The organism is Kitasatospora sp. Root107, assembly GCF_001424875.1.
Taxonomy (GTDB): Bacteria; Actinomycetota; Actinomycetes; order Streptomycetales; family Streptomycetaceae; genus Kitasatospora.
Map to the genome: position 1 here is coordinate 56664 of NZ_LMCT01000002.1, position 17508 is coordinate 74171.

Annotated in this window: 14 protein-coding genes; 3 read left to right on the top strand and 11 right to left on the bottom strand. The window is 69.5% G+C overall.

Annotation, left to right across the window (positions count from 1 at the left end):
- Positions 1–19 precede the first annotated feature (19 nt).
- Together ppk2 and ASC99_RS03695 are read right to left on the bottom strand one after the other, a co-directional pair.
- Entirely contained in the window at positions 20–829 is an 810-nt protein-coding gene (gene ppk2 / locus ASC99_RS03690; RefSeq protein ID WP_057228191.1) for a polyphosphate kinase 2, read from the bottom strand.
- A gap of 151 nt (positions 830–980) precedes the next feature.
- The gene (locus ASC99_RS03695; protein WP_057228193.1) at positions 981–2552 is read right to left on the bottom strand and encodes a carbohydrate-binding protein; all 1572 of its coding nucleotides are present in this window, start codon (positions 2550–2552) and stop codon (positions 981–983) included.
- 360 nt (positions 2553–2912) lie between these two features.
- Here ASC99_RS03695 and ASC99_RS03700 point away from each other — a divergent pair, with 360 nt between their 5' ends.
- Entirely contained in the window at positions 2913–3806 is an 894-nt protein-coding gene (locus ASC99_RS03700) for a LysR family transcriptional regulator (RefSeq protein WP_057228194.1), read from the top strand.
- A gap of 168 nt (positions 3807–3974) precedes the next feature.
- Here the strand turns inward: ASC99_RS03700 and ASC99_RS03705 are convergent, their stop codons facing one another.
- From ASC99_RS03705 to ASC99_RS03720, 4 genes are all read right to left on the bottom strand, one after another.
- Positions 3975–4481: a GNAT family N-acetyltransferase gene (locus ASC99_RS03705; protein WP_057228196.1), complete on the bottom strand. Its 507-nt coding sequence runs from the start codon at positions 4479–4481 to the stop codon at positions 3975–3977.
- A 97-nt stretch (positions 4482–4578) separates the two neighbouring features.
- Positions 4579–6369, bottom strand: a complete 1791-nt coding sequence (aspS, locus tag ASC99_RS03710) for an aspartate--tRNA ligase (protein ID WP_057228199.1) — start codon at positions 6367–6369, stop codon at positions 4579–4581.
- On the bottom strand, positions 6366–7628 hold the full coding sequence (gene hisS, locus ASC99_RS03715; RefSeq protein WP_057228201.1) for a histidine--tRNA ligase: 1263 nt from the start codon (positions 7626–7628) through the stop codon (positions 6366–6368). Before hisS ends, aspS begins: the two co-directional genes overlap by 4 nt.
- 12 nt (positions 7629–7640) lie before the next feature.
- Entirely contained in the window at positions 7641–8348 is a 708-nt protein-coding gene (locus tag ASC99_RS03720; protein ID WP_057228203.1) for an MBL fold metallo-hydrolase, read from the bottom strand.
- Between the two features lie 233 nt (positions 8349–8581).
- Between ASC99_RS03720 and ASC99_RS03725 the strand changes: the two genes are divergently transcribed.
- Entirely contained in the window at positions 8582–9379 is a 798-nt protein-coding gene (locus tag ASC99_RS03725; protein ID WP_057228205.1) for a peptidylprolyl isomerase, read from the top strand.
- A gap of 248 nt (positions 9380–9627) precedes the next feature.
- Positions 9628–10857, top strand: coding sequence for a DUF349 domain-containing protein (locus tag ASC99_RS03730; RefSeq protein ID WP_057228207.1), 1230 nt, complete (start codon positions 9628–9630; stop codon positions 10855–10857).
- Between the two features lie 55 nt (positions 10858–10912).
- Here ASC99_RS03730 and ASC99_RS03735 read toward each other — a convergent pair whose 3' ends face one another.
- From ASC99_RS03735 to yajC, 5 genes are all read right to left on the bottom strand, one after another.
- Positions 10913–13330 carry a bifunctional (p)ppGpp synthetase/guanosine-3',5'-bis(diphosphate) 3'-pyrophosphohydrolase gene (locus ASC99_RS03735; RefSeq protein WP_057241211.1) on the bottom strand — a complete coding sequence of 806 codons (2418 nt, stop codon included), beginning with the start codon at positions 13328–13330 and terminating at the stop codon, positions 10913–10915.
- A 133-nt stretch (positions 13331–13463) separates the two neighbouring features.
- Positions 13464–14015 (bottom strand): adenine phosphoribosyltransferase, encoded by a 552-nt coding sequence (locus tag ASC99_RS03740; protein WP_057228208.1) that lies wholly within the window; start codon positions 14013–14015, stop codon positions 13464–13466.
- 22 nt (positions 14016–14037) lie between these two features.
- Positions 14038–15153 carry a protein translocase subunit SecF gene (gene secF, locus ASC99_RS03745; RefSeq protein ID WP_057228209.1) on the bottom strand — a complete coding sequence of 372 codons (1116 nt, stop codon included), beginning with the start codon at positions 15151–15153 and terminating at the stop codon, positions 14038–14040.
- A 4-nt stretch (positions 15154–15157) separates the two neighbouring features.
- Positions 15158–16897, bottom strand: coding sequence for a protein translocase subunit SecD (secD, locus tag ASC99_RS03750; RefSeq protein ID WP_057228211.1), 1740 nt, complete (start codon positions 16895–16897; stop codon positions 15158–15160).
- Positions 16898–17041: 144 nt separating this feature from the next.
- A complete protein-coding gene (gene yajC / locus ASC99_RS03755) occupies positions 17042–17455 on the bottom strand; it encodes a preprotein translocase subunit YajC (RefSeq protein ID WP_157531357.1) in 414 nt (137 codons plus the stop codon).
- Positions 17456–17508 lie beyond the last annotated feature (53 nt).

Here is a 17508-nt window from a genome sequence, read left to right on the forward strand (position 1 = left end):
GCCAGCGCGCCGACAGCCCTTACTTCCCCAACCGGTCCGCGTGGTCGGGCACGTACTTCTGCAGGTCGCGCGGCGGCCGTTGGTAGTCCCTGGCCTTCGGCCGGGGCGGCAGTTCCACCGGGGGCATGGTGACCTCGTGGTACGGCAGCGTGGAGAGCAGGTGGGCGATCATGTTGATCCTGGCCCGCCGCTTGTCGTCGCTCTCCACCACGTGCCAGGGCGAACCCGGGACGTCGGTGTAGACGAACATCTCGTCCTTGGCCCTGGAGTACTCCTCCCAGCGCGAGATCGACTCGGTGTCCATCGGCGAGAGCTTCCAGCGCCGCATCGGGTCCTCCAGCCGGTCCCGGAACCGCCGCTCCTGCTCGGTGTCGCTGACCGAGAACCAGTACTTGCGCAGCTCGATGCCCGCCTCGATCAGCATCCGCTCGAAGGTCGGGGCCTGGTGCAGGAACTGCCAGTACTCCTCCGGGGTGCAGAACCCCATCACCTTCTCCACCCCGGCCCGGTTGTACCAGCTCCGGTCGAACAGCACGATCTCCCCGGCGGCGGGCAGCTGCTCGACGTACCGCTGGAAGTACCACTGGCCGCGCTGACGCTCCGTCGGGACGGGCAGGGCGGCGATCCGGGCGACGCGCGGGTTGAGGTACTCGGTCACCCGTTTGATGGCGCCGCCCTTGCCGGCCGCGTCCCGGCCCTCGAAGAGCACCACCAGGCGGACGCCCTCGGACCTGACCCACTCCTGGACCTTCACCAACTCGCTCTGCAGGCGGAGCAGTTCCTTCTCGTACGGCTTCTTCAGAAGCCGCTTCCTGCCGTCCGCCGCCATCGGGCCCTCCGCTCACGGGTGCTGACGAGCACTCACGCTACGGCCGATCAAGGGAGCCCGCAGGTCGGCGCGGCCCGGCTCCTCCCGGGCCTGGCCCATCCGGACGAACCGGATGGGCCAGGTACTGCACCGGGGCCCGCGACGGGATCGGTCACGGCGTGACCGCGGTGCCTCCAAAGGTCACGACCAGGCGGCCGTCGGCTGCGAAGGACCAGCCCAGCGCGCCGGGGTACGAGGCGCACCGGGAGCCGTTCGTCCCGGACCAGAACTGGTTCGAGCTGTCGGCGTCGCCGATGATCCGGTCGTTCGTCCCGCTGCTGCTGCGGCACGAGGTGTTGTTCCGGAACACCGAAGTACCGGCGTCGAACTGGAAGTTGCGCTGGGCGTTGTCGATGCTGAGGTTGTCCGACACCGTCATCGAGCCGGGGTTGCTGTTGTACGTGAACCCGTGCTTGCCGTTGTGGAACGCGATGCTGCGGCGGACGACGTGGTTGACCGCGATGTCGTCGCCGCCGAGCTTGAAGCCGTTGCGGTCACCGTTGCCGGCCTGGGAGCCGTCGCTGAGGGTGCCGTTGTCGTAGGAGAGGGAGTCCTCGATGGTCACCGCTCCGATCGGCCCGGTGTCGGGCTTGGTGTAGAGGTCCCAGCCGTCGTCGATGTTGTGGTGGGACACGGCGTAGCGGAAGACGTTCCCCGGGCCGACGGTGAGCTTGGCGGCGAAACCATCGGCGTCCTCGCCGTCGGAGTCGGCGTTGTCGTGCGACTCCGCGCTCAGGACGAGGTTGTTGGACGGCCACTGCTCGCGGGGGGTGGTGGAGGCCATCCGCGAGAGCTGGAGCCCCGTGTCGCGGTTGAAGCGCGTCACCGTGCGCTCGATGATGTTGTTGCTGCCGCCGACGAAGATCCCGTTGTCACCGGCACGCTCGACGACGATCCCGTTGACGTGCCAGAACGACCCGTTGAGGGCGAGCCCGCGGTTCGCCGGGTCCTCGATCATGGCCGAGAAGTTCAGCACCGGAGTCTCACCCGGGTAGGCGGACAGCTTCGTGCGGGCACTCGAGGTGCCGTTGTTGCCCGCCGGGATGGTGACCGTCTGCGAGTAGCTGTAGGTCCCACCGCGCAGGTAGATCGTCCCACCGGGAGTGACGCGGCTGATCGCCGAGGTGAGCGTCGTCGGGGCCGACTGCGTTCCGGCTGCACTGTCGCTGCCGTTCGGCGCCACGTACAGCGCGGAGCCCGACGGCGGCGTGGTGCCGGCCACCTCGACGTCGAGGTAGTCGATGTTGGGCAGGCCGGCCGAGGTGGTCGGGTTGAACCGGATGGTGCTACTGCCTGAACTGACCGGCACCGTCAGCGTCTTGGTCACCCACGTCCCCCACGCGCCGGTGCCCTCGAACGAGGCCGACGTGGCCGTCGAACCGTTCACCGTGACGTCCGCGGGCCGTGCGGTGGTGGTGCCGTTGGCGAAACGGACCTTCAATGTCGCCGTGCCCGAAGCGGCGGCGTTCACGGTGAACTGTGCATGGGCGCCGGTCCCGTTGGTGCCGTTGCAGAACCCGCTGCCGGAGTAGCCGGCCCAGTCGGAGTCGATGGTGCCGGTACAGACTGCCGGGGAACTCTCGGCCTCGTAACGGGTGGACGCGGCCTGCGCCGTGTTGCCGGACAGCACGACGAGGGTGCCGGCCAGCAGGCCGATGGACGCGATGACGGCTCTCAGTTGCATCGTTCGTCTCCAGGTTGGTTGGTTCATCTGACCCGAGGGTGGTCGTGGTCGAGGAACTGCAAGACGGAATGGAGACGCGACAACGCGCCAGATTCAAGTACATGAACAGGCCCTGCAGTCGGATACCGCACTCCAAGGGACGTGCGGTTCCGTCGGACCCTAGAGGCCCCTCATGAGCCCGTCAATAGACTTGTACTTGATTGCGGTTCACGCATATGAACGCCATGGTCAAGGCGTAGGCCGGCGCGGTCCGGTACCGGAAGACCCCTGTACTGCCGGTACCGGCACCCGCCGGTGAGGCGATCACCCTGCMGCAGCCCCGGCCCGCCGGTCCAATTACCCGTTCCATAACCTGTGGGCATGGATATCGACACCCGGTTGCTGCGCTCCTTCGCCGTGGTCTGCGAGGAGGGCCAGCTCACCGCGGCGGCGGCCCGGCTGTCCGTATCCCAGCCGACCCTGACCAAGCAGATCCGGCAGCTGGAGACCCTGCTCGGCGTCCAGCTCTTCGAACGCACCCGGGCCGGCGTCACCCCCACCCCGGCCGCCGAGACGCTGACCCGGCACGCGGCGGCCGTCCTGGACGGCTGGGACGGCGCGGTCCGGGCCACCCGGCAGACCGCCACCGAGGCCGAGGGCCTGCTCCGGGTCGGTTTCGAGGGCAGCACCATCAACCTGGTCGGTCTGGCCACCATGGCGGAGTTCGGGCGGCGGATGCCCGGCTGGCAGGTCCGGATGCGGCAGAACAACTGGTTCGACGTCAGCTCCGGCCTCGGCACCGGCGAGATCGACCTCGCCCTCTGGCACGCCCCCGCCGACCTCGGCCCCGAGTACGCGGCCGCCCGGCTGGCCGTCGTCGACCGGATCGCCGTCCTGTCCTCCGAACACCCGCTGGCCGCCCGGGAGATCCTCGACGTCCAGGACGTACTGGCCGAACCCTTCGTCGCCATCCCCGCCGAGGCCGGCTTCTGGCGCGACTACTGGCTCGGCGCCGCCGAACGCGGCGGCCGCCCGGCCCGGATCGGCGCGGTCGCCCACAACGCCGACGAATGGCTCGCCGCCGTCGCCTGCGGCCAGGGCATCGGCTTCGCCCCCGAGGCCATGAGACGCCTCGCCTCCCGCCCCGACGTCGCCTACCGCACCGTCACCGGCCTGAGCCCCAGCCACGTCGGCCTGTACTGGCTCCGCGAACGCCCGATGACCCCGGCCATGGCCGCCTTCATCGAAAGCTGCCGCCAGACCGTGCACCTCTAGCCAAAGGTTCGGAAGACAGGGGCTCGGGGCCCTGCTGATGTGCGGCTCCGCCGCGTGGGCGACGCCGACCTCAGAAGTGTTCAACGTACGTACCGGGTCAGGCACTTTCGCATTGTGCCCCACCAGCCACGAACCGTCGCAGTTCCCCGAGCCCCTGGTGGTGCATGGCTAGAGTCCGCCAAAAGGTTCCGGGTAGCGGCAGCGCCCCTTCGGGCTGCCGTCGTACGCCGGGAGCGCGAGCGCCTGGAAGTACTCCCCCGGCACGTCGAACGGGCCCGTGACCTCGTGCTCGGCCGCCGGGGTGAAGCCGAAGCGCCCGTAGTAGTTCGGGTCGCCGAGCACCACCACCAGCTTCTCGCCCGCCTCGGCGGCGGCGTCGAGCGCTGCCCGCACCAGCAGTACGCCGACCCCCTTGCGCTGCCACTCCGGCGCCACCGCGACCGGCGCGAGCGCGAGACCGGTCACGTCGCCGACCTCCAGACGGGTCAACAGGACGTGTCCGACGATGAGTTCGCGTCCGTCCACGGCGACCAGCGAGAGCCCGGGCAGCCAACTCCCGTCCCGCCGCAGTGCGTCCACCAGGTCGGCCTCGTCCGGTCCGGGGAAGGCCGCCATGTGCACCCGTCGGGTCGCCGGTGCGTCCGAGGGGTGCTCAACTCTGGTGCTGACGTTCATGGTTGTTCCTTCCACGCCTTTGTGGACGAGATGATACGAGAGCCCCGGCCGGTGCGAACTGCACACCGACCGGGGCCCTGATCGTACAGATCCTGCGTCAGGCCTCGTTCACCGTCTCGGACTTGGCCTCGTCGCGCTGCTTCGGCTTGCTGTCGACACCGGCCTCCCGGCGCTGGGCCGGGGTGATCGGGGTCGGCGCGCCGGTCAGCGGGTCACCACCGGTCGAGGTCTTCGGGAACGCGATGACGTCCCGGATGGTGTCGTACCCGCCGAGCAGGGTGACGATACGGTCCAGACCGAAGGCGACCCCACCGTGCGGCGGCGGGCCGTAGTTGAAGGCGTCGAGCAGGAAGCCGAACTGCGACTGCGCCTCCTCCTCCGACAGGCCGATCGCGTCGAACGCCCGCTTCTGCACGTCGCGCTGGTGGATACGGATCGAACCGCCGCCCAGCTCCGAGCCGTTCAGCACCAGGTCGTACGCGTTGGAGAGCGCACTGCCCGGGTCGGTGTCGAAGGTGGCCAGCGACTCGGCGGTCGGCGCGGTGAACGGGTGGTGCACCGCGTGCCAGCCCTGGAACTCGCCCTTGTCGTTCTCGATCGGCTCGAACATCGGGAAGTCGACCACCCAGAGGAAGGCCCACTGCGACTCGTCGATCAGGTCGCAGCGACGGCCGATCTCCAGCCGGGCCGCGCCGAGCAGCTCCTGCGAGGCGGTCTTCTTGCCCGCCGCGAAGAACACCGCGTCGCCCGGCTTGGCACCGGCCGCAGCGGCCAGACCGGCCAGGTGCTCCTCGGAGAGGTTCTTGGCCACCGGGCCGCGCAGCTCGCCGGTCTCGGCGTCCACCAGCACGTAGGCCAGGCCGCGGGCGCCGCGCGCCTTGGCCCAGTCCTGCCAGGCGTCCAGCTGCTTGCGCGGCTGGGACGCGCCACCGGGCATCACCACGGCGCCGACGTACGGGGCCTGGAAGACCCGGAACTCGGTGCCCTTGAAGTACTCGGTGAGGTCGGTGAGTTCCTGGCCGAAGCGGACGTCCGGCTTGTCGGAGCCGTAGCGGTTCATCGCGTCCGCGTAGGTCATCCGGGGCAGCGGGTTCGGGATCTCGTACCCGTGCACCTGCTTCCAGATGGCACCCACGACCTTCTCGCCGAGCGCCAGGATGTCCTCCTGGTCGACGAACGAGGCCTCGATGTCGAGCTGGGTGAACTCCGGCTGCCGGTCGGCCCGGAAGTCCTCGTCCCGGAAGCAGCGGGCGATCTGGTAGTACCGCTCCATGCCGGCCACCATCAGCAGCTGCTTGAACAGCTGCGGCGACTGCGGCAGGGCGTACCAGTGACCCGGCTGGAGCCGGACCGGCACCAGGAAGTCGCGGGCGCCCTCGGGGGTGGAGCGGGTGAGGTACGGCGTCTCGATGTCGAGGTAGTCGTTCTCCTCCATCACCGTACGGATGATGTGGTTCACCTTGGAGCGCAGGCGCAGCGCGCGGGCCGGGCCCTCGCGGCGCAGGTCCAGGTACCGGTAGCGGAGGCGGACCTCCTCGTTGACCGTGCCGGGCTCGTACTCGGCGACCTGGAACGGCAGCGCGGCGGACTCGGAGAGCACCTCGAGGGCGCCGACCACGATCTCGACCTTGCCGGTCGGGATCTCGGGGTTCTCGTTGCCCTCCGGGCGGACCCGGACCTCACCGACGACCTTGACGCAGTACTCGGAGCGCAGGTCCCCGATCGCCTCCAGGTCACGGGCCACGATCTGCACGGTGCCGGAGGCGTCGCGCAGATCGATGAAGGCCACGCCGCCGTGGTCGCGGCGGCGGGCGACCCAGCCGGCCAGGGTGACGGTCGTTCCGGCGTGCTCCGCGCGGAGCGTGCCCGCGTCGTGCGTGCGGATCACAGCTGCTTCTCCTTCAGGGTGGTGACGAGTGCTTCGAGTTCGACGGGGGTCTGCTCGCCGGTGGTCATGTCCTTGAGCTGGACGACACCGGCGGCGAGATCTCGGTCCCCGGCGACCAGGGCGAAGCGGGCGCCGGAACGGTCGGCCGACTTCATGGCGTTCTTGATGGTCTTCACACCGAAGGCGAGGTCGGTGGCGATGCCGGCCCGGCGCAGCTCGGTGACCTTGCCGAACAGCACGTTCTTGGCCTCCTCGCCGAGCGCCACGGCGTACACCGAGGTGGTGGCGGGCAGCTCGAGGACGATGCCCTCGGCCTCCATCGCGAGGAAGGTGCGGTCCACGCCGAGGCCCCAGCCGACGGACGGCAGCGCGGGGCCGCCGAGCATCTCGGAGAGGCCGTCGTAGCGGCCGCCGCCGCCGATCGCGGACTGGGCGCCGAGACCCCCGTGCACGAACTCGAAGGTGGTCCGGGTGTAGTAGTCCAGGCCGCGGACCAGCTTCGGGTCGTCGACGAAGGCCACCCCGGCGGCGGTCAGCAGCGCCCGGACCTGCTCGTCGTAGGCCTTGCACGCCTCGCACAGGTAGTCGCGCAGCATCGGCGCGTCGACCAGCTGGTCCTGCACCGACTGCCGCTTGTCGTCGAGCACCCGGAGCGGGTTGATCTCGGCCCGGCGGCGGGTGTCCTCGTCCAGGTCGAGACCGGCCAGGAAGTCCACCAGCGCGGTGCGGTAGACCGGGCGGCACTCCTTGTCGCCCAGGCTGTTGACCAGCAGCTGATAGTTGGTCAGCCCGAGCGAGCGGAACGCGTCGTCGGCCAGGATGATCAGCTCGGCGTCCAGCGCCGGGTCCTCGGCGCCGATCGCCTCGGCACCGATCTGGGCGAACTGGCGGTAACGGCCCTTCTGCGCCCGCTCGTAGCGGTAGAAGGAGCCCGAGTACCAGAGCTTGACCGGCAGGTTGCCGAGCTTGTGCAGGTTGGCCTGGAGGGTGGCGCGGACCACCGAGGCAGTGCCCTCGGGGCGCAGCCCGAGCTCGTCGCCGCCCTTGGTGGTGAGGCTGTACATCTCCTTGGAGACGATGTCGGTGGACTCACCGACGCCCCGGGAGAAGAGCTTGATGTCCTCGAAGACGGGCGTCTCGATGTAGCCGTAGCCGGACCGGCGCAGCGGGGCACTCAGCCGCTCGCGGATCGCCAGGTAGACGGCGGAGCTCGGCGGCAGCAGGTCGTAGGTGCCCTTGGGGGCGCTGAAGGTGTTCAACGTCTCTATCCGTCACATTCCTCGTCGCGGGAAGGCCGGGGCGCCGAGCGCTCCCGCCGCCTGCTGGAGGTAGGGGTTGGTGGCGCGCTCACGGCCGATGGTGGTCTGGCCGCCGTGACCGGAGAGGACCACGGTGGCGTCGTCGAGGGGCAGGCAGACCCGGGCCAGCGAGCGCATGATCGCCTCGCCGTCTCCCCCTGGGAGGTCCGTACGCCCTACCGAGCCGGCGAACAGCAGGTCGCCGGAGAACAACACCGGAGGGATGTCGTCGCTCGAAGGCGTCCGGAAGGTCACCGACCCCCTGGTATGGCCGGGCGCATGATCGACCGTCAGGTTCAGCCCTGCCAGCTCCAGCACGGCACCGTCGGTCAGTTCCCGTACGTCGTCCGGCTCGCCGACCGTGATCGAGCCCATGATCTGCTGCCCGATCGAACGGCCCAGGCCACGGGCCGGGTCGGACATCATGTAGCGGTCCTCGGGGTGGATCCAGGCCGGGACACCGCTCGCGCCGCAGACCGGCACCACCGAGGCGATGTGGTCGAGGTGTCCGTGCGTCAGCAGGACGGCGACCGGCTTGAGCCGGTGCTCCCTGATCAGGTCCTCGACACCCTGCGTCGCCTCGTGCCCGGGGTCGACGATCACGCACTCCTCGCCGGCTGCCGGTGCGACCAGGTAGCAGTTGGTGCCCCAGGCTCCAGCGGGAAATCCGGCGACGAACACGTGATTCCTTCCCCTCGGGTAGCGATGAATGTCAAGTACTCCATGAAGCCTACCGGCGGTACCGCACGGGTTCCTAACCGGTTACCTGCGAGTCCGGACGCCTGAATCGTGACCTCGGACCTGCACAGCTGATCTCGTACTTACACACGAGGTCCCTACACTTGGCCGCCTGCGGATGCGATGATCCGCATCAGCATCCTCAAGAACTCCCCATCTTTCAGGAGACACGGCCGGTGGTCACCAGCGAACAGCGTCGACGTCAGCTCGCCCGCGAGAAGTACGAGCGGCAGATGGAGCGCCGGGTCGAGGCCCAGAAGAAGGCCAGGCGGCGCAACGCGATCGTCGGCGGCGCCCTCGCCGTCGTGGTGATCGCCGCGGGTGGCGCCTGGGCCGGCGGGGCCTTCGACTCCGACCCCAAGGCGAAGGACACCGCGCAGGCCGCACCGACGCCGACCGCCGCCGTCACCCCGGTCAAGGGCTGCGAGACCCCGGCCGCCGGTGCGCCGAACGGCAAGCAGTGGAAGACCGAGCCGCCGCTGGCGATCGACACCAAGGCCGGCTACACCGCGAAGCTGGCCACCAGTTGCGGCGAGGTGACCATCACGCTGGACGCCGCCAAGGCGCCGCACACCGTCAACTCCTTCGCCTACCTGGCCAGTGAGCAGTACTTCGACCACGTGAAGTGCCACCGCCTCACCACCGAGGGCATCTACGTGCTCCAGTGCGGCGACCCGGCCGGCACCGGCGCGGGCGGCCCCGGCTACCAGTTCGCCGACGAGAACCTGACCGGCGCGACCTACCCCGCGGGCACCGTGGCGATGGCCAACGCAGGCCCGGGCACCAACGGCAGCCAGTTCTTCCTGGTCTACAAGGACACCCAGCTGCCGCCGAGCTACACCCCGTTCGGGAAGATCACCGGCGGTCTGGACGTACTCACCAACATCGCCGGCGGTGGCGTCAAGGGCGGTGGCGGCGACGGTGCGCCGAACGCCAACGTGGTGCTCAACTCGGTGACCGCCACCAAGAGTTGACCGGTCACATGGCCGGGCCCGGGACGTCCCGGGCCCGGCCACGCCGGAACCCGACCGGCCCGGATACGGACAACGCCGGTGCTGGTCGCCTATCTTGCTTGTTGTATAGGGTGCCCTGACCGTCGGCCGTCACCCTCGGCGCACAACTCGACGGCTCGGACGGCGGACTCCATCGGTCCGCCGCACATCAACTGTGGACGACGTACGTGCTCCGTGCGGGCCGTGACGTCATGTGGAGGAGGCGCGCTGTGAGCAGCGAACCGTGGGGCCGTGTCGACGAGCAGGGGACCGTCTACGTCAGGACCGCCGACGGCGAGCGCGTCGTCGGCTCCTGGCAGGCGGGTTCTCCCGAGGAGGCCCTCGCCTACTTCGAGCGCAAGTACCAGGGTCTGGCGGCCGAGATCGCCCTGCTGGAGCACCGGGTCCGCAAGACCGACCTGGGCACCAAGGACGCCCAGACCGCACTCGACCACCTGCGCGCGCAGGTGGTCGAGGCGCACGCGGTCGGTGACCTGGCGTCGCTCGCCAAGCGGCTGGACACGCTGACCGGCGAGATCGAAACCCGGCAGAACGAGCGCAAGATCGCCAAGGCCAAGGCCCAGGACGAGACCCGCGAGGCCAAGGACAAGCTGGTCGCCGAGGCCGAGCAGCTCGCCGAGTCCACCCAGTGGCGGGAGGCCGGGGACCGGCTGCGCGCGCTGGTGGACATCTGGAAGGGCCTGCCCCGGCTGGACCGGAAGAGCGACGACGAGCTGTGGCACCGCTTCTCGCACGCCCGCTCGGTCTTCTCCAAGCACCGCAAGGCGCACTTCGCCTCGCTGGACTCCGAGCGCGAGCAGGCCAAGGCGGTCAAGGAGAAGCTGGTCGCCCAGGCCGAGGCGCTCTCCAGCTCCACCGAGTGGGGTGACACCGCCGCCGCCTACCGGGATCTGATGACCAGTTGGAAGGCCGCGGGCCGCGCCCAGCGGGACGCGGAGGAGGAGCTGTGGGCCCGGTTCCGGGGCGCGCAGGACGTCTTCTTCCAGGCCAGGTCGGCCACCTTCAGCGAGCGGGACGCCGAGCAGGGCGAGAACCAGAAGCTCAAGGAGGCCCTGCTGGTCGAGGCCGAGGCGATCCTGCCGATCACCGACCTGAAGGCCGCCAAGGCCGCGCTGCGCGGTGTCAGCGAGCGCTGGGAGGCGATCGGCCACGTCCCGCGCGACGCCAAGCCGAAGCTGGACGCCCGGCTGGGCACGGTCGAGCGGGCGATCCGCGAGGCCGAGGAGGCCGAGTGGCAGCGCTCCAACCCGGAGGCCAGGGCCCGTGCCACCGGCATGACCAGCCTGCTGCAGTCTGCCGTGGACAAGCTCCAGGCCGACCTGGATAAGGCCCGCGCGGCCGGCAACGCGTCCAAGGTCGCCAAGCTGGAGAACGAGCTGGCGGGCCGTCAGGCGCTGCTCGACCAGGCGCTCAAGAGCCTGGAGGAGTTCAGCGGCTGAAGCTGAACAACAGAGAGGGCCCCACCGCCTCCCGGCGGTGGGGCCCTTCTCCGTTCTACTTCCGCGCCGAGGTGACCCGGTAGACGTCGTACACGCCCTCGACGCCGCGGACCGCCTTGAGCACGTGCCCGAGGTGCTTCGGGTCGCCCATCTCGAAGGTGAAGCGGCTCATCGCCACCCGGTCCCGGGAGGTCTGCACTGCCGCCGACAGGATGTTGACGTGCTGGTCGGAGAGCACCCGGGTGACGTCCGAGAGCAGTCGCGACCGGTCCAGCGCCTCGACCTGGATCGCCACCAGGAAGACCGAGGACTGGGTGGCCGCCCACTCGACCTCGATCATCCGCTCCGGCTGCTGGGTCAACGACTCGACGTTGACGCAGTCCGCCCGGTGCACCGAGACACCGTTGCCCCGGGTCACGAAGCCGACGATCGGGTCGCCCGGCACCGGGGTGCAGCAGCGGGAGAGCTTGACCCAGACGTCGTCCACGCCCTTGACGATGATGCCCGGATCGCCCTTGGCCCGGCGCCGGGTGGCCCGGCTCTGATGGGTCGTCGGGGTCGCCGTCTCGGCCAGGTCGTCGGTCGCGCCGTCCTCGCCGCCGAGCGCCTGGACCAGCTTCTGCACGATGTTCTGCGCCGCGACGTGGCCCTCGCCGATCGCCGCGTACAGCGACGAGATGTCGGGGTAGCGCATCTCGTGCGCGAGGGTGACCAGCGAGTCGCCGGTGAGGATGCGCTGGATCGGCAGACCCTGCTTGCGCATCGCCCGGGCGATCGCCTCCTTGCCCTGCTCGATCGCCTCCTCGCGGCGCTCCTTGGAGAACCAGGCCTTGATCTTGTTGCGGGCCCGGGGCGACTTGACGAAGCCCAGCCAGTCCCGGGAAGGACCGGCGTTCTCCGCCTTGGAGGTGAAGACCTCCACCGCGTCGCCGTTCTCCAGCGTCGACTCCAGCGGCACCAGCCGGCCGTTGACCCGTGCTCCTATGCAGCGGTACCCGACCTCGGTGTGCACCGCGAAGGCGAAGTCCACCGGGGTGGCGCCGGCGGGCAGCGCTATCACGTCACCCTTGGGGGTGAAGACGAAGACCTCGTTGGTGGAGAGGTCGAAGCGCAGCGACTCCAGGAACTCGCTCGGGTCCTCGGTCTCCTTCTGCCAGTCCAGCAGCTGCCGCAGCCAGGCCATCTCGTTGACCGCGCCGGCCTTGTCCTCCTTGCGGACCTGGGACGGCGTGTCACTGCGCACCTTGGAGGCACCCGCAACCGCGCGCTGCTTGTACTTCCAGTGCGCGGCGATGCCGTACTCGGCGCGGCGGTGCATGTCGAAGGTACGGATCTGCAGCTCGACCGGCTTGCCGCCGGGGCCGATCACCGTGGTGTGCAGCGACTGGTACATGTTGAACTTGGGCATCGCGATGTAGTCCTTGAACCGCCCCGGCACCGGGTTCCACCGCGCGTGGATGGTGCCCAGCGCCGCGTAGCAGTCGCGGACGGTGTCGACCAGGACCCGGATGCCCACCAGGTCGTAGATCTCGGCGAAGTCGCGGCCTCGCACGATCATCTTCTGGTAGACCGAGTAGTAGTGCTTCGGACGGCCGGTCACCGAAGCGGTGATCCGGGCCCCGCGCAGGTCGCCCTGGACCTGGTCGATCACGGTGGCCAGGTACTCGTCCCGCTTGGGCGCCCGCTCGGCCACCAGACGCACGATCTCGTCGTACATCTTGGGGTAGAGGATCGCGAAGGCGAGGTCCTCGAGCTCCCACTTGATGGTGTTCATGCCCAGCCGGTGCGCCAGCGGGGCGTAGATCTCCAGCGTCTCGCGGGCCTTCTTCTCCTGCTTCTCCCGCTTGAGGTACCGCATGGTGCGCATGTTGTGCAGCCGGTCGGCCAGCTTGATCACCAGGACCCGGGGGTCCTTGGCCATCGCGACCACCATCTTGCGGACGGTCTCGGCCTGCGCGGCCTCGCCGAACTTGACCCGGTCCAGCTTGGTCACGCCGTCGACCAGCAGGGCCACCGAGTCGCCGAAGTCCTTGCGCAGGGTCTCCAGGCCGTAGTCGGTGTCCTCGACCGTGTCGTGCAGCAGACCCGCCATCAGGGTCGCGGCGTCCATGCCGAGTTCGGCCAGGATGGTGGCGACCGCGAGCGGGTGGGTGATGTACGGGTCGCCGCTCTTGCGCTTCTGGCCGCGGTGCCACTTCTCGGCCACCGCGTAGGCGCGCTCGATGTCACGCAGCAGGGCCGGGTCGGCCTTCGGGTCCTGGGCCCTGATGGTCCGGAACAGCGGTTCGAGCACCGGGTTGAGCAGGGTGCTGCGCTGACCGCCGAGCCGGGCCAGCCGGGCCCGCATGCCGCCGGTGGCGGAGGGCTTGACCACTGCGGGGGGCGGTGTCGGACGTACCGGGCTGGCCCCCGAGGGCACGGGCCGACTGTCGGGGGCGTCGGCGTTGGCCGTGGGCACAACCTCGTCGGGCAAGGACACTCCTCGTGGCGCGGTGCCTTCCCCTCGCACGAGAAGGGGAACGGATGATTCTTCATGGTACCGAGCCCGGGTAAACGCCGAGGCACGGGCATCCTCAGGATGCCCGTGCCTCGGTTCAAACGCAGGTTCAGACGGTGACCAGGGTCTCCAGCGGCGCGTCGCCCAGGTGCGGGGTGAGCCGCTCGCGGCCGTCCAGGAAGCCGAGCTCCATCAGCACGACCACCCCGGCCAGCTCGCCGCCGGCCCGGCGGACCAGGTCCAGCGAGGCACCGATGGTGCCGCCGGTGGCCAGGACGTCGTCGATCACCAGCACCCGCTCGCCCGGGGTGAAGGCGTCGCACTGCACCTCGAGGGTGGCCGAGCCGTACTCCAGGTCGTACGACTGCGCGTGCACCTCACCGGGCAGCTTGCCCTTCTTGCGGATCGGCACGAAGCCGAGCCCGGCCGCGAAGGCCGCCGGGGCGGCGAGCACGAACCCCCGTGCCTCCAGACCGACCACCTTGGTCGCACCGAGCGCCTTGGCCCGGTCCGCCAGCGCCCGGGTGAGGGCCGCGAAGGCCTCGGCGTCGGCGAGCAGCGGCGCGATGTCCTTGAACAGCACGCCCGGCTTCGGGTAGTCCGGTACGTCCCTGATCCGGCTGTTGAGCAGCTCGGCCAGGATGGGGTCGGGAGAGGTCACGGGGGTCCTTCGGTGCGGTCGGTCAGTGCTTGCCGGACGGGCGGCCCTTGCTACGGGACCGGCTGACCGGCTGGTTGCGGTTACCGACGATACCCGCTGCCCCGTCCTCGTCCTGGTCGTCCTCGCTCGGGTCCGCCTCGCCCGAGGCGGCCCGCTCGGCTTCGGCCTTGGCGTCCGCGGCCCGGCGGGCCTCGACCTTCTTGGCCAGCGCCTTCATCTCCGGCTGCATCTCCTTGAGCTGCGCGTACAGCGGCGTGGCCACGCAGATCGAGGAGTACGCACCGGCGGCGAGGCCGATGAAGAGGGCGAGCGAGATGTCGTTCAGGGTGCCCGCGCCCAGCAGACCGCCACCGATGAAGAGCAGTGCGGCGACCGGGAGGAGCGCCACCACGGTGGTGTTGATCGAGCGCACCAGGGTCTGGTTGAGGCCCGCGTTGGCGGCCTCGCTGAAGGTGCGCTTGTTCTGCCGGGTGATGCCCTTGGCGTTCTCCTTCACGGTGTCGAAGACGACCACCGTGTCGTAGAGCGAGTAGCCGAGGATGGTCAGGAAGCCGATCACGGTGCCCGGGGTGACCTCGAAACCGACCAGGGCGTAGACGCCGATGGTGATCAGGAGGTCGTGGATCAGTGCCACCAGGGCGGCGATCGCCATCCGCCACTCGAAGGCGATGGCCAGGTAGATGGTGACCAGCACCATGAAGATCACCAGGCCGAGCAGCGCCTTCTTGGAGATCTCCTCGCCCCAGCTGGGGCCGACCACCTGGGCGTTGATGTCGTTGGCCGGGATGGCCAGGTCCTTGGAGAGCTCGGTGATGAAGGTGGCCGCCGGGAGCTGCTCCTCCGCGCTCACCTGGATCTTGATCGCGCCCTTGTCGGTGGACTGCACCAGCGCGCTGGTGTCCTTGAGGATGTCGTCCGCCGCGGACTGGGCCTGGGAGACCGTCAGACCGGGCTTGGTGATCGTGTAGACCGAGCCGCCCTCGAACTCGATGCCGAGCTTGAGGCCGAACGCCAGACCGATCCCGGCGACCAGCACGATCAGGGCGGAGAGGCTGTACCAGAGCTTGCGCCGGCCGACGAAGTCGAAGCTGACCTCACCCTGGTAGAGACGGTGACCGAGGTTGCTGAAGCGTGACATCGCGTCAGACCTCCTTCGCGGCGGAGGCGGAGGTGCGGCGACGACCGCGCACCAGAGGACGGGCACCCAGGCGCTTCGGGTCCAGACCGGACCACTTGTGCCCCTCGGCGAAGAACTTGGTCCGCGCCAGCAGGGTGATCATCGGCTTGGTGAAGAGGAAGATCACCACGACGTCGAGCGCGGTGGTCAGGCCGAGGGTGAAGGCGAAGCCCTGCACCTTGCCGACCGAGACCAGGTAGAGCACCGCGGCACAGAGGAACGAGACGAAGTCCGAGACCAGGATGGTGCGCCGGGCCCGGGGCCAGGCGCGCTGGACGGCCGGGCGCAGCGGGGCACCCTCGCGGACCTCGTCGCGGATGCGCTCGAAGTACACGATGAAGGAGTCCGCGGTGATACCGATCGCGACGATCGCACCGCAGACGGCCGGCAGGTTGAGCGCGAAGCCGATACCGGCGCCGAGCAGCGACATGATCGCGTAGGTCAGCGCGGCGGAGACCACCAGGCCCGCGATCGACACCAGGCCGAGGCCGCGGTAGTAGACCAGCGAGTAGAGCACCACCAGGATCATGCCGATCCCGCCGGCGACCAGACCGGCCTTCAGCTGGTCGCCACCGAGCTGCGGGGAGACCGTGGTGACGTCGCTCATCTCGAAGGTGAGCGGCAGTGCGCCGAAGCTCAGCACGTTGGCCAGGGCCTTGGCCTCGCTCTGGGTGAAGCTGCCGTTGATGACCGCGTTGCCGGCGATCGACTGGCTGACGTACGGGTGGGAGACCACCTTGCCGTCGAGCACGATGGCGAACTGGTTGGCCGGGCTGGGCTGGGTGGCGAGCTGACCGGTGGTGGCGGCGAACGCCTTGGAGCCGGTGTCGTCGAACTGGAGCTGGACCTGCCAGCCGCCGGCCTGCTGGGTGTCGAAGGAGGCGAGCGCCTTGTCGATGTCCTGGCCGTTCACGGCGACCGGGCCGAGCGCGAACTTGTACCAGACGTTCTGCTCGGCGTCGAAGCTGCAGGCGACCGCGTTCTTGGCCGGGTCGGTCTGGTAGTCGAGCCGCTGCGACTGGTTCGAGCAGTCCAGCTTGGTGAACTGCTCCTGCAGGTCCGGCGGGACGGTGCCCTGGGTGAGCGCGGCCGACATCTCGGCGGCGGTCGGGGCGGACGCCGCGGCGGTCGGGGTGGCAGCCGCACTGGCCGAGGCGGTCGGGTCCGCCTTCAGCCCGTCGGTGACGGCACGGCCGGCCTTGGTGGCCGAGGCGCTCGGGGCCGGGGCGGCCGAGGAACCGGCGCTCGGGCTGGCCGAGGGGGTTGCCCCGGCACTCGGCGTGGCCGCCGGCGCGGTGGGCAGGGCACCGGTGGGCGCGAGCGCCAGCACCGGGCGGAAGTAGAGCTTCGCGGTCTGACCGATGTCCTTGATCGCCTGCTCATTGTCGCCATCCTTGTTCGGGATGTTGACGATGATGGTGTCGGACCCCTGCGTCTGGACCTCGGCCTCGGAGACGCCGAACGCGTTCACTCGCTTCGTCAGGATGCTGACCGCGGTGTCCATGTTGGTCTTGGTGATCGCGGCGGGGTCATCCGACTTGGCGGTCAGCGTGATGCTGGTGCCGCCCGCGAGGTCGATCCCGAGACGCGGCGTGGTGTGGCCCGTCCCGAACATGAGGGCGACCAGTCCGACGGTGATCACCAGGATGAAGGCCAGAGCCCGCCCCGGGTAACCGTCGCGCGGGCGCGACTTGGGTGATGCCACCTTGCTCGTTTCTCCCTGTCCATGGCGCCGGCCACCGGAACCCTGTCCGGTAGGTGGCGGATAGGGGGAAGGTGGCCTGACGGCCCGTGAGGTCCTTTGGACGCGCGGTCGGTTGCCGCGCGGCCGAGGGTGTGCCCGACCGTACTACTTGTTCTTCGGAGCCTCGTCGTCGGTACCGTCGTTGTCCGACTCGTCCTTCTTGTCGAAGCTGAGCGGCTTCTCGTCGGTCTCGTCGGCCTCGACGATCTCGTCGGCGGCGTCCGTCGGCTCGTCCTCGACCGGACGGCCGTTGATGATCGCGTCGTACTCCTCCGGGTCCAGCACCGCGGCGATCGCACCCTTGGTGAAGTGCACGACCGTGCCCGGGGCCACCTCCAGCTCGACGGTCTCCTCGTTCACCGACTTCACCAGGGCGTAGATGCCCCCGATGGTGCGGACGCCCGAACCGGGCTCGATCGCGGAGCGCATCTGCTTGGCCTGGTCCTGACGCTTCTTGTTGGACCGGAACAGCATGAACAGCACGGCGATCATGATGAGGGGAAGGAGGAGCGATTCCACAGCCTGGTGTCCTATTCAGGCCGCCCACCGAGGGGTGGCCAGTGGAGATTTCG

What these genes read in the sequence shown, in the direction of transcription:
- ppk2 (WP_057228191.1), bottom strand. Translation starts at nt 829, where the DNA reads ATGGCGGCGGACGGCAGGAAGCGGCTTCTGAAGAAGCCGTACGAGAAG.
- ASC99_RS03695 (WP_057228193.1), bottom strand. Translation starts at nt 2,552, where the DNA reads ATGCAACTGAGAGCCGTCATCGCGTCCATCGGCCTGCTGGCCGGCACC.
- ASC99_RS03700 (WP_057228194.1), top strand. Translation starts at nt 2,913, where the DNA reads ATGGATATCGACACCCGGTTGCTGCGCTCCTTCGCCGTGGTCTGCGAG.
- ASC99_RS03705 (WP_057228196.1), bottom strand. Translation starts at nt 4,481, where the DNA reads ATGAACGTCAGCACCAGAGTTGAGCACCCCTCGGACGCACCGGCGACC.
- secF (WP_057228209.1), bottom strand. Translation starts at nt 15,153, where the DNA reads ATGTCACGCTTCAGCAACCTCGGTCACCGTCTCTACCAGGGTGAGGTC.